Here is a 14690-nt window from a genome sequence, read left to right on the forward strand (position 1 = left end):
TGGAAGATTCCGTGAACGGACGTTCTGTGCCTCCATTAGAGACTATGAAGGTAGACTAATGTCATATTTCATGTGTTAACGCACATCTGGCAATCCGTTTGGTTAGTCAGTAACATGCAAATTATCGGCACTGATTCGAAATAGTGCCGATAATTTGCATAATTCTGATATTTCAAATATGACTTAATCAAATTCTAACTAACAGGCATTGTTCGATGCAATAGAATTCCCTACGATAGATGAAAGAATAAGAAATCTTTCTAATATGATGGATTGGATGAGATATCTTCCATCAGTTTCATTAGGTGGAGATCAAGAATCGTATTCAATAACGAAATAATAAGTTATAGAGTAATGGTGTAAGATTCTATTAGCATATCGAGGATAATTTCAATAAACTTGGAGTTCGTTGATAATAACTTCTAGAGTTGCTGAAATAATTAACGAGGATATTTTTCTAACATTCTAAACGGAATATCATTTGTAGTAACTTCAGCTATAGATATTTTGTTTATATTTAGCTGTATATCATTATTATAATATTTGTATGTATTCGCAAATAAGAGATCCAAACAGCTTAATGAAATGATAATTGTCGATGAGCATGTTTACATCACTGATTATCAGTGACAATTCAATTTAATCGGTACAACCTTTGTTTTGACAAATACACAGAACGTGGGGACAAATGCAGACCGTTGTATTTCACTGTTTTGCATATACGTGTTGTACCGTCTTTTTTCAGCCCTTTTGTGGAATGTCCTTTGTCAGATACAAGGTATTGAGTGATAAGGTATTTCCGCAGGTATGTTACAGAACGTTGTTGAATACAGAGGTAGTGGTTTTCTTTGGATTTCTGTGGTTTGTGGTATAGTTTTTATTTTCCAAAAGGTGTTGGATAGTAGAAAATTGGTCATAGAACCAGAAAACTTTTGTAGAATTTACATTTGATTCGCTTAAAAAAGTGTAGGGAAATGGGTGATATTCGTTTGGGAAAGTGTAAAAACATATGCGTTGTACTTGTCTTGGCCTTAATATAAACGACTCAAGCTTTCTTAAATTATACCCTGTCTAATATAATTGTGCTGTCGAAATAATAAATTATACCCATGCTGATATAATATCGAATATTTGTGCTATCTTTGTACCCGAAAAGGTATAAAGTATGATGCCATGAATAATCTTTCAACTACGGTCAAAATGTTGCGAAAGCAATATAAGCTGACGCAAGAGGAACTCTCGTTGAAGTCGGGTGTTGGGTTGCGCTTTGTGCGAGACCTCGAACAAGGAAAGGAAACGTTGCGCCTTGACAAAGTGAATCAGCTCCTTGACTTTTTCAATTATGAAATGGTTGCCACACAAAAAAATAATAATCAATGAGACAAGCCCATATATTTTACAAAGACCAATTGGCTGGTATTCTGACAGAAAACGATGCCGGGTATGAGTTCCGCTATTTACCGGAATATATCTCTCATGAAAAGGCAAAGGCGGTTAGCATGACATTGCCTTTGCAAGACAAAGCATATACAAGTCCTGTGCTGTTTCCATTTTTCGACGGTTTGATTCCTGAAGGATGGCTGTTGGATGTTGCATTGCGGAGTACAGACATCAGTATTCTTGACCGGATGTCGCTCTTGCTGACATGCTGCAAGGATTGTATCGGAGCCGTAAGCGTTATTCCTTTGGAAGAAAAGGAGGGAAGCCATGTGTAATTGCTTATATTGTTATCGTCCGCTCTTAAAAGGGGAAAAGGATATGCACACAGCTTGCATAAAGAAGTTCTTCGGAACAGCAACACTGCCTGTTCTTGATTATACGACAGAACAACTTGATCAGCTTGCTCTGCAAATCATTCAAGACCAAACCTCTTTGACCGGTGTTCAACCGAAATTATCCTTGCATTTGAAGGAACATGAGGGCAGCAAACGATTGACTATTGTCGGGCTATGGGGCGGTTATATTTGTAAGCCACAGACCTCGCAATATGAAATGATGCCTGAGGCCGAGGATTTAACCATGCACCTTGCAGAGGTGGCACGTATTGAGGTAGTTCCTCATACGCTGATGCGGATGGCAGATGATACGCTATGCTATCTTACCCGCCGGATTGACAGAACTTCTACCGGAGAGAAGATTGCGATGGAAGATATGTGCCAACTGACAGAAAGGCAAACAGAGCATAAATACAAAAGTAGTTATGAACGTATCGGTAAGGCTGTTTTGAAATACTCGTCTTTACCTAAAATGGATGTTACTAATTTCTTAGAGTTGGTGCTTTTTTCTTGGTTGACAGGGAATAACGATATGCACTTGAAAAACTTCTCTTTGTATGAGGTGGCGGATATGATACGTTTGACTCCTGCTTACGATTTGCTAAATGCTACTATCATCAATCCCAATGATGATGAAGAGTTGGCATTAACCTTGAATGGTCGGAAGAAAAAGCTTCAAAGAGAGGATTTTATTAGGTCGGCAGCCACGCTGGGTATAGAGAATGTGATTGTAGAACGACTGATAAATAAGTATATTAAACTATTGCCCAAGTTTGAGACTGTCATTCAAAACTCTTTCCTAAGTGCTGAATTAAAGAAAAAATATGGCAATTTGTTGAAGGAACGGCTTGCGAGGCTTTCGCAGAGGCTATAAAACGGTAAAAATACACAATGCTATGGATATATTAAATCTCATCCAAATAACATCATTGTTCATCCTAACTTTAATAGAAAGAGACGATGGACAAAAGAAACAAATTGTGGAGACGCCAACAAATGGCTCGTGTGTTTAAGGCTCGTATGATTCTGTATCCCGCTTATGGTCATTGCATCATTCGTGAGGATGGAAGCTATTATGAACATCCTCATTGGTTTGAGTTGGAAAAAGACAAATGGGCGCAAGTCTACAAAACTACAGGAACTCCGTGTGGTTGCTGGATGTGCAGAGGATTTGAATATGACCGCAAGGAGTATAAGAAAGAAACTTTGCGTATTATTCGGGAATCAATGGAGTAGTTTAAAGGGATAGGAACTAAATCTGTGCATTATGTGCACAGGTTCAGTTCCTTGCTTTTCATGTAGGATTAAGAACCACTACCGATATTCAGAATAAATATCTTGCAATGTATCATAAAATCCCCATCCACAATTCGATATGCTATCAATAAGCTTTTCAATCCGTTCGTAATAATTGGCTAACAATAGCATAAAAAGAAAAGCCACTGGTTTTTAGCGGCTTTCTTCTAATTGGCTATGGTTGTTTATGGCTGCTTACAAGCCATCATTTTCCGATGCAAAGATGTTAGTAATCTGTATGTCAGTTAGTTGGGTTGTATTGGAATGGTATTTGAGCCATGATTTTATTGTTGGAAATAGGAGTTTAAGTAGTTGTAAATCAGTTTATTATGTACTATATAAATGTTGCTTTCTTTTGTTTTCACAAGTTACTTACCAATACACATTTGTTATATGGTTGATTGTCAGATAATTAATGGCTATTTGGCTCGTATTTGAGCCATTACTTCCACTTACTTGTGAAAATGATTTATATAATTGATTATCAGTGTTTTGCATTATATACCAGCAATCTGAATGCGTAATTGCTGGTTGAGTCTTCATCATTCAGCTATTTACCCACACAGTTATATAAACAGTCTGATGCTCAATTTGATACAGCTAATTGAATCATATTTGAGCCATTAAATTTTACGTTTCTATCCATTTGGAAATATGAACGGTTCTGATTTTCTTATAAGTTTCAATTTTTTCATCACTTTCCTGATTTAGATGTGATTTTATTAGAGTTTAATATTTAATAACACAGATGCGAATGAATTTATCTCTAATATGCATCTATATTTTGCAAAATTAGGTAATTATCAATTATTTCGCATAATATGTATCGAAAATATTTCTCAATATCTCATCTGTGTTTATTTAGTCGCCAATTATTTCAGCAAGGAGAAAAAGGTATTCACATATATACAGGTTTTCAGATTCTCAGAAAGATGTACGTTATGTTGATCCTGCATATGGTAGAAATTTATGCTACATGATTTTTTAGCAAAGGAATAAAGAACTTACTTTCTGCTTAGGGATGAAGTTTATAAATAAGTTTATCAATTCATATATACATATATGAGTTCTATTAAACTTGTAAACTCAATGGCTTATCCTGTTGTATGGCTGAATCAGTCAAGTAAGTTTAGTTTAAGATACATGTATATATACATGGGTAAATCTAAACTTTAAACTTGTAGAAAGCCCTCCATCAGTCAGAATGCTGTTCTGGTTGATGGAGGGCTATATTGGTCTTTTTCTCCTTGCTGAAATTGTATTTCTGTTTATAGTTACAACTGTTGTAATAGATGGCTGGTCTTTGCCCAATAGTAATAGGCTTCAGGAGAAGTCCTTTTCAGCTTATTCAGTCGCGAAGGAAGTGTGGGTGCTATATCCAGGGAGCCTATGGTGGCAGGATTACCGTCGTATTTTTCTATTATTGTGTTGCCCGTCTCTATCATTGTGGCGATATAGGCTGCGCGTGCTGCGTCTCTAATCGCATCGTCAATGAAATAACCGCCATTGAACATGAAGGATTTGATCCTTTGTATACCACGTTGTAGTGCATCAAATTGTCCGTTTCCTTCACTTCCCCTTGTTGCCAGACACAGCGAAGTCTGTCTGATATCATCGAAAATGAGTTTTGGATTGTTTGGCAAATGCCTGTATGAGAGTTCAACTTCTGCAATTTGTACAAACGATTTTGTCGTTGTTTCAAGGACCTCTGTCTTCTCGAACAGTCTGGCTATATCATATAGCTGTTTGATGATCTCCATGCTGGCATCCTTACCATTTTTGATATATGGAATACCTGTTGTATTGGGTGCATACGCCGTAAGCTTGTCTCCGAGAATATCTCCAATGGATGGTACTTTTACATAATTCAGTTCACCTTCTGTCTTTATAAAACGGCTTTCTACAGGTAAAGTCACGACTTCGTTGTAGTGACAGTCTTCATTTAGAACGTCCAGCAGGATGGTTTCTTTTCGGTCTATGCCATCAAGGAAAGCCACTTGATAAAAGAATTTGGAATGCGATTTTGGTATGTCTGTTCCACGCTGAATTCTTTCTATCGGCTTATAGTCAATAAAGCCATAGTCTTTGTATGATTGCAGATACTCTTCTATTTCAGTACCTGGAGGACATATTATATCAATATCTATAGACAGCCTGTGTCTTTGTTCTTTTAAAAGAAGCATCAGACTGCTTCCACCTTTGAAATGAAATGGGCAACCTGAAGCCGCCAACATGTCCAGCAATGAAAAGGCATGGATGACCTTTTCAATGATATTTTTGTCCGGATAGTTTAGCTCCTTGGATTTTTCTTCAATCCATCTTGCTGTAAAGCATTCTTTATTTATCATATTTTTGTGATTGTTCTATTAATGAATAAGTACTATCGTATGCTCCTCTACGTTTTGCATATCGGAGCATTTTGGGAGTATTGACTGTGTACAAATCAAAGGCGGTCTGATACATATAAGTGATTTCCGTGCCCTGCATATAATCAAAGTCTTCGTCTTTCTGTATATCTACGAGTAGCTTTTCGATGGTAGGAGTAACCATCCCATCAACCTTATTTACTGGAGATTCAGTGACAAATATCTTTACAATGATGCATGGTTCATGCATGTTTACGTAGTCGTACATGAACTTTGCTGTCGGTTGCTTATAAACGGGCATGTCTGAATCCTTCAACAGAGAAAAAACAGAATCTACAGCATCCCGGTTGGTCTCGACATAAATAGCATGGTTCACAGAGACGTGATGTTGTAGTGTGGTGAAGATGCTGCCATCGTAGATGCAGAAATCGGTGAATGGCAATTTCTCTTTCAATCCGACATATAGTTTTCTCAGTGTTTCTGTTGGAGCAAATGAGAACACCTGTTTATCTGTAAGCATGTATTCACCATTTCCTGTACGGGCTATCTTGTTCTCTTTGGTTAAGGTACAGAGATACTGGCGGGCGGTATTGGTCTTTATCCCCAATACTGATACTAATTGAGGCACTTCAATCCGTCCGTAAGTACGAGCATAATTCAATATGCTCTGTTTAATACTATATTTCTCGTCAATACTCATTGCAGTGCAAATATAATATAAAGTCGGCAACAAACCAACTTTATTGCCGACTTTATATATAAGTTCTGAGCAATTAATCATTCTTTAGTGTGTTTTTCTATATTAAGTAACACCATTATGAATTCATCATATTATGTAATATATGAGGTATTTTTCTTGTGTTGTAAAAGCATAGTATTAAAAGTATCCCGCAAATGACTAAGAAATTAAGTAGAATCTCTTATTAACGAAACTACACCTATCTGCTTGACTGTTTCCTAATATGAAGAGGTAAATATTTCTCGATCAACAATCTGAAATCACACCATAAAACATTGTCTTACCATTTACGTTTACTCTTTGTAAAATGATTCCATTGTTCTGCTAGGATAATATAAAGTTGGCAATAAAACCGATTTATTGCCGACTTTATATTATCAAATTCTTTTATCCGGGCTGTTAACTACTTTATGAGAATATTTACATGGTTGTGCATTGTCTGTCGGTGCTTCAGTAAGGAGAAAATGTAGTTCCCATTTTCTTTCTCATATGATATTTCTATTCGCAATGAATTGTTCGTCAGTCTTTTTATAAACCTGTTCAGGTTTGTAACCAAAGTTTAAAATACATGTATATATACATGGGTAAATCTAAACTTTAAACTTGCAGTAAGCCAGAGTAGGACAGAAGTCCGCTCTTTGACTGATAGGCATTGCCTTTCTTTTTCTCCTTGCTGATTTTGCACCTTTTCATCACTCACATGAGTGGCATCAGCCTTGTTGTGCTTCACCTCTGGCTTCCATCCTCTTGAATAGCTTCCGTGTTCAGACCTTTTTATGCAGAGTGCGGAGTTTCGTATTTCTCTTGCTATGCTATGCCGGGTTCATGGTGAAGTTTGGGAGTTATCGCTTTCACTATGTCCGGATTGCTTGCCATGGATCTGTGAAACCTGTCGAGTCTGACTATGAGAACAGCATTCTTTACCATGACCAGACACAAGAATATCAGGCCATTCCCTTCACATCTCATTTTGGACGAAGCCGTGACACTTACTTTTTCCTGTTGCGAAGTTAGTGCAAGCCGCATACTGCAAGTACCAGAACCTTATTCCCTGAATTTTTTCAAAAACTTTTCCAGCTGCAGCTTTTCGGAAAACTTTTCCTGCCTGACGGTGAAATAATTCGGTAATTACTTGCCTGATTGCTATCCTTGCCAACTTTGATGGCAACGTAAAAAATAAATGTTTCACTTCTAAAATTTCAATGTTATGAAGAAAATGGAAAATTCTTTCGTAGTTTCTGGTTTTGTAGGTAAGGATGCAAGCATCCATCAGTTCTCAACCGCAAGCGTTGCACGTTTCCCTTTGGCAATCAGCCGCACTGAGAAATCAGGCGAGGAAACAACCCGCACTTCCGCTTTCATAAACGTCGAGACATGGCGCAAGAATGAGAATACTACATCCTTTGACCGCCTTGTCAAAGGAGCACTCCTCACGGTTGAAGGCTATTTCAAGCCGGAGGAGTGGCAGGATGCCGACGGTGTCAAGCGCAACAGAGTGGCATTTGTAGCCACCAGGTTCTATGAAGCTGTTGAAAAGGAGGAAACTCCAGCAGCTCAGGAGAAGAACTCCAAGAAGGGCAAGTAAATCCTTTCTTCTCTCCAATAGAGCGGCCTTCGGGTCGCTTTTTTTATGCTTATACTTCTCTTTGCCGAGATTCGTTCCTCATACACCGACTTCGGGGAACTGGCATAAATTCCGTTGCGAAGGTAATTGTCCGGTCTTGTCATCAGCAAGGTCAGGGCTTCGCTTTGCCGCAAAATCTCCACACCTGCGGGTAGTATTTTGGAGCAAAACCTTGCAGAGACAGCCCCGACACCTTCTTGGTGCAACAAAATTTATATGTGTTCCCGAAGTAGTTGATCTACGAGAGGGAAGAAAAAAAACAGATGATATTATGACGACAATCCAATCAATCCTGAGCCGACTGACCAAGGCTGTTGGCGGTACTGAAAAGATGCTCTACATAGAGCCGGAGTTGAACAAGTTTGCAGAGTTCTACCTTGACAAGTGGGACGAGAACACCAGTGAGGATGTCATAGCCGAGTCTTTCACTGACTTCTGGTGGGACACAGACAGGGCTTGCAGAAGATGTTCAGAGTGTGGCAGACTGATGCGTGCCGGGTATTGTGCTGACATGGGAGTAGCCTACTATTGCAGTGATGAATGTCTGCACAGTGACTTCACCGATGAAGAATGGGCTGAGGAATGCGAGAACAACGACCAGAGTTATTATACGGAGTGGTAATCTTTTAAAATTCAATGATATGGCAAATTTAGCAACAACGACCTATAAGGTCACTGGGACACGTGAAGCAGTAAATAACCTGTGGACTACCTTTCAGGACATGGAAGTGGATAGTAAGGATATAAGGCTGTTCAAGCTTGCCGAGCATTACGGCATTGACTATGAGAAAAAGCAAATCAGTGTTAGAGGACATATCTATTGGGCTGAATATGAAGAAGACGAAGAGAATGATTATTTCCTTCTTTCATTTGAGACAGAAACCGCATGGGATGCCTGTAACGAACTCTTCTTTGAAATAAACCGGATATTGAATGATGAACTGAGTATTTCATACAGATGTTGCGAAAGTGGATGTGATTTGTTCTATACCCATGACGAGGGGGATTTCTTTCCCGAAGAATGTTGTGTGAGTTCATACGGCGAACCTTTCGAGGATGCATGTGAGGATGTTTTTGACACCATTGAGGATGCCATAGCTGAATGGACATCAAAGACCGGTATTGGACAGGGAGACCGCAGTGAAAAAGAAATGGTGGATTTTATCAATAGCTATGAATACGAAAGCGAAGAGACCTATTTCTACATCCACCCTTTTACATTCGAATAACATACCCGCAAGGACATGAGGCAAGTCTCGTGTCCTTGCATAAAAACAAGATAATATGGACAGGTACAGCGCAGAACTGATTGGAGCATCTTGCGAACTTATAACCCCATGCAGGGGCTGTAGCCATGGAATAATTGTGGCAGTGTATAACGAACAACTTCTTGTACGGTTAATCAGCGGAGCACAACGATTAGTGAGCAAAGATGAAGTCATATTATTATGACCCTGATACTTTCCCTGACTGTTTTCAACTGTTAGGAGACATTGGTAGGTGTTTGTATATCATACATTTACCTTTGTATACATTGATACATGTGGACAAGTACACGTGTAAACAGGAATACAAGAACACATTGAAACATATAAACATAAAAACAAATAGTATGGCACAGAAAATCATCACTTTCGCCAACCATAAAGGTGGCGTATCAAAGACAACTTCAACCGCCTCTATCGGGGCTTGTATGGCAATGAAAGGCAAGAAAGTCCTGCTTATAGACCTTGACGGACAGGCAAACCTGACACTGTATTTCATACCTAATGAGGATGAAATTGAGACGAGCATTTTTGATTCATTGGTAAACGGTGTTCCTTTGCCTGTAAAACATATCCGGGAGAATCTTGACCTTGTCCCTTCTTCCCTTGAAATGGCAAGTGCGGAAATAGCTCTGACCAATCTGTTGGCAAGAGAGCAACTGCTCAGCCGTCTGCTTGAACCGCTCAGGAAAGACTATGACTATATCCTGATTGACTGTCCGCCTTCTCTTGGTATTGTCACTACCAATGCCTTTATCGCGGCTGATGAGATCATCGTACCGATGACACCGGAGCTGCTTCCTTTGAAAGGCATGAGGATGCTTGACGCATTTGTCACCACCTTGCAACGTGTCAAACCGTCGCTTCGCCTGGGAGGTGTGTTCATCGCCAGATTCAATCATCGTAAACTGAACAAGGTAGTGGAACAGGCTGTAAAGGAGCGTTACGAAAGTATCACCATGAATACCCGCATCCGTGAGAATATCGCCTTGGCTGAATCAGCCGGTAGTGGCAAAAGTATATTCGAGTATGATTTAAATTCCAACGGTGCAAAGGATTATCTTGCACTTACGGAGGAAATTCTTTCACGTAACCAATAACAACTATGGCAAAAAACAATATGGACATTCTGCTTGGCAATATTTTGGGCAGTGCTGCTATCAGCCCTGACAATAAAACAGTAGAACAAACACCCGAGACCAAGCCAATTCCGAAACAGGAAAAACGGTCAGTCAAGGCAGAACGTAAAGAGCAACTGGACAATTCCTGGCGGCATTTCTCCTTTATCTGCTCCAGGGAACTTGTAGATAAGGTACAGGCAATAGCTTACAAGGAGGGTTTCACTATACGTGCCTTTATGGAGTATGTGATGAAACAGGGCATCGAGGCATACGAGGCGAAGCATGGCAAGGCTCGGAAAGTCAAGTCCAAAAGCATCAATGATGTAATGTAAACGTGTATACACGTAGCCATGTGTACGTATAGGTATGTGTACGTGTAGCAATATATACATGTTTACACGTACACGTGAATACACAGATATATTCAAGTCAATAACAATCAAAATATTATGAATATGAATAAATACTTCTCATTTGCCATTGTAGTATTCCTAATGGCAGTACCATTGGTATTAACTTCTTGTGGCAAAGACAACATTTTGGATGATGTTGAAGAGCTTCAGCCGGAGTTGAAAGTATGGACGGAGCCTTATCATGTTGAAAGTTCAACCATAGACGAGGTCAAGAACTATATGGAGTTTTCAATGAAGCGATATGGTCTTGTATCGGAGGCAACAATAGCTGGTTCTATTCAACTCACTTACAAAACCGGCAACGGTAATGAGGGTATCCTATATAGCTTTTATGCTTCAAATGGGGAATTGTATTCGGTAATAGATACAGAGCTGATAGCTAATAGCCGTCTGGTTATCGACTATTTGAAGGAACATTATTCTCTGATTGTTCCGGCGAACGAGGCAACACTTGAATACTGTTTCACGAACTCAGACAGGTCAATGGTCATTACGACTGCAAAGGTTTCTGACACCTATTTCAACGTAAATTACGCCTACGTCAATTGATATTGTCTTATATAGCTTTGAGCCATCATCAAGTCTTATGATTTGGTGGTGGCTTTTTGTATACATGTATTCATATGGACGTGAATACATGGTTATATGTAAACATGTATATAAGTCCACTTGTATAGGTGTATATATGTAAACGTGTGGACATGAATACATGTGGACATTGGATGAATGAAAGATAATTCTCTAAATCATTGATAGACAAATGAAATAAACCCTTTATAGTTGAATCTAAATTCGCCTTCTTGTAATTGATTAAAGCATATTTCATAAGCTTTTTGTATGCTGACAATTCACGGCTTGTCAGATTTTCACCGCAAAATTACTGTGAATGTCCGAACGCCAAGTACCGATTCTCTAATGTGTCTCAGATTGGTATGGCAACCTTCCGCAAATCAGAGATTTGGGTATTCCATACAAATCTACAGCCATTTACTTGTCTTATCTTCCATGTCTCACAGTATCGGGAGCGTGAAAATTTGAAGCCCTTTGAAATTGTCATGATTTCACAAAAGGGAAATGATTAATTTTAATACTTATAGATATGGAAGTACAAAAGATTCATCCGGCAGAAGAGTATCTTCGCAACGAAAAGAACCCCACATCATTGTATGTCAGAATTAGTGGAGAACGTAGAAAGTTGTTCATTAACCGCAGTGACGGAGAGGGAGTGATTGGCATTATTGCAAAAGGTAAACGCAAACGAGGTTATGTTTTCAATGCCTGGTCAAGCATTGAGAAAGTCTATTATCCGACCACTGAAAATGAAGAAGAGGCAGAAAAGAAGATGATTCTCAAATACCAGAAACTTGCCAGACTTGCCACACATACAAATGATTGGTTGCGCAGGATTGCAGGTGCGGATTTGACAAAATCCCTTTACGAGAACCATATAACCACAGGAACAGGTATTGACGGAAAATGTATCAGATTGAGCACCATCGAGAAGTATTGCGGCTACATGGTGATGGCATGCTTCAGGGAAGCCTTCAAAAAGAAAGAGAAGTATTCAAGCTATAGGTTTGACTTTTGCGGTTATGACGGGACACTTTGGTGTGAACCGAAAGAGAATGGTGATATGATAGCCGGATTCAGCAAGGAATACCGAAATTGTGGTAACGGTTATTATTATCTGCTTATCAATGATGATTGTGTGATAGGTTATGACATAGACTGATATAGTTATAATTCAAACAGACCATATCGGGAAGCCCCGATGTGGACTGTTTGAAGATCGAGTATGCTGACGGTTGATTACCTCTTTTAATACTTACATTCCAGGTTGGAAAGTAGTGAATATATTCCTTGAAAAGTCGTTGGTTGTTATTCCATAGCCAAAATTCCTGTTTATAAGACGTAGTCAGTTCTGATATATGTTTGAATCTGTAACGTTATTTGTAGAACTTTTTTTACTCTTCGCCCACGCCAATGTCCGCATTCGCAAACAGTTTGCCATAGAGATATTCTGTCCATGGTCGAGTGGATCGACTATAGCCAGAACATCCCTCTGTCAAAAGTACGGCAGGAGCATTCCGCTATCAAAGATAGTGGAGAGCTCCTTAATGCCGTACTTGCTGTTGGCGTTGCAGGACATTTCCCACCCGACAGTTGTAATGCTATGCTCTTACTTCTTTATAAGCTGACGCTTCCCTTGACTTTTATAATCTTAGAGTTTTCTTTTTCTTGTAATCTTCGCCCACACCAATGTCCGCATTCGCTAACAGTTTGCCATAGAGGTATTCTGTCCATGGTCGAGTGAATCGACTATATCCAGAACACCCCTCTGTCAAAGGTACGGTAAGAGCATTCCGCTATCAAAGATAGTGGAGAGCTCCTTGATGCCGTACTTGCTGTTGGCGATGCGAGACATTTCCCACCCGACAGTTATAATGCTATACTCTTACTTCTTTATCAGCTGACGCCTCCATTGGTTTTTGTAATCATAGAGTTTTCATTTCTGTAATCTTCGCCCACACCAATGTCCGCATCCTCTAACAGTTTGCCATAGAAGTATTCTGTCCATGGTCGAGTGAATCGACTATATCCAGAACACCCCTCTGTCAAAGGTACGTCAGGAGCATTCCGCTATCAAAGATAGTGGAGAGCTCCTTGATGCCGTACTTGCTGTTGGCGGTGCAGGACATTTCCCACCCGACAGTTATAATGATTGTATTCAGTTATAAAGTTCCTATATACTAGTATTTTAACCATTGTGTCTTCATTCCTACTTGTGATTCAGCGAACTTTTTTCTGCAAAGTTGTTGCATCCATCACCAAATTGGCAAGTCGTTCTTAGTAAACAATCTTCCTTTTCCTTGAAAAGAGTATTGTCCACTGAAGACTTGCTGTATTGGTTTGTCTGCACTTTGTAAAACAGAAAAAACTTCCCGATCACAGTCCGAAAGGACTTAACAAAAGGGAAACAAAATCAGAGTGCAGTATGAACACAGTGAATGTTTACATCAAAGGTCAGGAAGACAAGGAACTGATTAGTTTCTTGCGATATTTTCCTTCACGCATCAAGAACATAGGAATGGACGCAGTTTTTGACCGTCAGATTGTCTATGACTACAAGGATGGCCGCAACCACCTGGAGGTGGCCAAATGCGTGGCAAAGTTCCTTGTAAAGAAGTTTGGCCGTAAGATATGCAATGTGGTATTCTCGTGCATCCCTGCAAGTAGTCCGGAACGTAACGAAATGAGAAACAGACATTTTTCCGAGCTTGTATGCAAGTTTTCCGGAGCCATTGACGGGTTCTCTCATGTGAGTGTCATCGGTGAACGTACTGCAGTCCATGGAACAAAGATAAAAAAGGAAGAGCGTGCCAAACGGATAAATGAGCAGAACAACATTGAGATTGATGCTGATTTCTTCAAGAACAAGGAGGTCTGCATTTGGGATGATGTAGTCACAACGGGTGCATCCTTTAATGCCTATGTCTCCCAATTAGAACAGGCCGGAGCTCATGTGACCAACGGCATCTTCCTTGCCAAAACAAGCTATAAATACGTACTAAAATGACAATTATGAATGATTTGAAATTTGACAGGACAGTCTCAGCTGCTTTTACAGGACATCGGTTCTATGACTTTTCCCAAAGGGAATTTATTCAGGAACGCCTTACCTCAGCAATATCCGAAGCCTATGACCATGGCATCAGGAATTTCATTTCCGGATTTGCTTTGGGAATAGACCTGATGGCAGCACAGTTGGTACAATCGCTGAAATGTAATTTGCCCGGAATATCTCTGACTGCAGCCATACCGTTTGAAGGCCAGGCAGAGAGATATAATATCTATGATAAAAGAGTTTATAGACGGTTGCTTGAACTGGCTGATAAGGTAATTGTGCTCAGTGACTGCTATTATCCGAGGTGCTTCCTTGACCGGGACGAGTTTATGGTTGAGAATGCTTCATATCTCATTGCCTATTATGATGGCCGTGGGAAAGGTGGAACATACTACACCGTTAAAAAGGCACGGGCGAGGAGCATCCCGATTATTAATGTGTATTGATTTTAAATGGAACGAGTATG

At 39.6% G+C, this 14690-nt stretch carries 15 protein-coding genes; 13 read left to right on the forward strand and 2 right to left on the reverse strand.

Annotation, left to right across the window (positions count from 1 at the left end; translation table 11 throughout):
• Positions 1 to 1173 precede the first annotated feature (1173 nt).
• The 4 genes from HMPREF0999_RS08055 (at position 1174) to HMPREF0999_RS08070 (ending at position 3011) form a co-directional block, all read left to right on the forward strand.
• Entirely contained in the window at positions 1174 to 1380 is a 207-nt protein-coding gene (locus HMPREF0999_RS08055) for a helix-turn-helix transcriptional regulator (protein WP_009275643.1), read from the forward strand.
• The gene (locus tag HMPREF0999_RS08060) at positions 1377 to 1715 is read left to right on the forward strand and encodes a HipA N-terminal domain-containing protein (RefSeq protein WP_009275644.1); all 339 of its coding nucleotides are present in this window, start codon (positions 1377 to 1379) and stop codon (positions 1713 to 1715) included. Before HMPREF0999_RS08055 ends, HMPREF0999_RS08060 begins: the two co-directional genes overlap by 4 nt.
• Complete coding sequence (locus HMPREF0999_RS08065; RefSeq protein ID WP_010183987.1) at positions 1708 to 2649, forward strand: HipA domain-containing protein; 942 nt, start codon at positions 1708 to 1710, stop codon at positions 2647 to 2649. Before HMPREF0999_RS08060 ends, HMPREF0999_RS08065 begins: the two co-directional genes overlap by 8 nt.
• A gap of 86 nt (positions 2650 to 2735) precedes the next feature.
• The gene (locus HMPREF0999_RS08070; RefSeq protein WP_009275647.1) at positions 2736 to 3011 is read left to right on the forward strand and encodes a hypothetical protein; all 276 of its coding nucleotides are present in this window, start codon (positions 2736 to 2738) and stop codon (positions 3009 to 3011) included.
• Between the two features lie 1334 nt (positions 3012 to 4345).
• On the opposite strand, the gene HMPREF0999_RS08075 is transcribed toward HMPREF0999_RS08070, so the two are convergent.
• A complete protein-coding gene (locus HMPREF0999_RS08075; RefSeq protein WP_005826901.1) occupies positions 4346 to 5419 on the reverse strand; it encodes a nucleotidyl transferase AbiEii/AbiGii toxin family protein in 1074 nt (357 codons plus the stop codon).
• The gene (locus HMPREF0999_RS08080) at positions 5409 to 6137 is read right to left on the reverse strand and encodes a DUF6577 family protein (protein ID WP_008781782.1); all 729 of its coding nucleotides are present in this window, start codon (positions 6135 to 6137) and stop codon (positions 5409 to 5411) included. The genes HMPREF0999_RS08075 and HMPREF0999_RS08080 overlap by 11 nt, the downstream gene beginning before the upstream one ends.
• Before the next feature lie 1246 nt (positions 6138 to 7383).
• Here HMPREF0999_RS08080 and HMPREF0999_RS08090 point away from each other — a divergent pair.
• The 9 genes from HMPREF0999_RS08090 (at position 7384) to HMPREF0999_RS08135 (ending at position 14670) form a co-directional block, all read left to right on the forward strand.
• The gene (locus tag HMPREF0999_RS08090) at positions 7384 to 7761 is read left to right on the forward strand and encodes a single-stranded DNA-binding protein (RefSeq protein ID WP_004309321.1); all 378 of its coding nucleotides are present in this window, start codon (positions 7384 to 7386) and stop codon (positions 7759 to 7761) included.
• A 310-nt stretch (positions 7762 to 8071) separates the two neighbouring features.
• Positions 8072 to 8422, forward strand: a complete 351-nt coding sequence (locus HMPREF0999_RS08095; protein ID WP_009275648.1) for a hypothetical protein — start codon at positions 8072 to 8074, stop codon at positions 8420 to 8422.
• Between the two features lie 19 nt (positions 8423 to 8441).
• A complete protein-coding gene (locus tag HMPREF0999_RS08100) occupies positions 8442 to 9029 on the forward strand; it encodes a hypothetical protein (protein ID WP_005826889.1) in 588 nt (195 codons plus the stop codon).
• Between the two features lie 383 nt (positions 9030 to 9412).
• Positions 9413 to 10165, forward strand: a complete 753-nt coding sequence (locus tag HMPREF0999_RS08105) for a ParA family protein (RefSeq protein WP_004309323.1) — start codon at positions 9413 to 9415, stop codon at positions 10163 to 10165.
• Between the two features lie 5 nt (positions 10166 to 10170).
• Positions 10171 to 10518: a hypothetical protein gene (locus HMPREF0999_RS08110; protein WP_004309324.1), complete on the forward strand. Its 348-nt coding sequence runs from the start codon at positions 10171 to 10173 to the stop codon at positions 10516 to 10518.
• A gap of 117 nt (positions 10519 to 10635) precedes the next feature.
• The gene (locus tag HMPREF0999_RS08115; RefSeq protein WP_004309325.1) at positions 10636 to 11148 is read left to right on the forward strand and encodes a hypothetical protein; all 513 of its coding nucleotides are present in this window, start codon (positions 10636 to 10638) and stop codon (positions 11146 to 11148) included.
• A gap of 550 nt (positions 11149 to 11698) precedes the next feature.
• On the forward strand, positions 11699 to 12331 hold the full coding sequence (locus HMPREF0999_RS08120) for a hypothetical protein (protein ID WP_004309326.1): 633 nt from the start codon (positions 11699 to 11701) through the stop codon (positions 12329 to 12331).
• 1263 nt (positions 12332 to 13594) lie between these two features.
• Positions 13595 to 14176, forward strand: coding sequence for a hypothetical protein (locus HMPREF0999_RS08130; protein ID WP_004312124.1), 582 nt, complete (start codon positions 13595 to 13597; stop codon positions 14174 to 14176).
• A 5-nt stretch (positions 14177 to 14181) separates the two neighbouring features.
• Positions 14182 to 14670, forward strand: coding sequence for an SLOG family protein (locus tag HMPREF0999_RS08135; protein ID WP_227195320.1), 489 nt, complete (start codon positions 14182 to 14184; stop codon positions 14668 to 14670).
• Positions 14671 to 14690: the final 20 nt, after the last annotated feature.

It is taken from the genome of Parabacteroides sp. D25 (genome assembly GCF_000307475.1).
GTDB classification, from domain to species: domain Bacteria; phylum Bacteroidota; class Bacteroidia; order Bacteroidales; family Tannerellaceae; genus Parabacteroides; species Parabacteroides distasonis.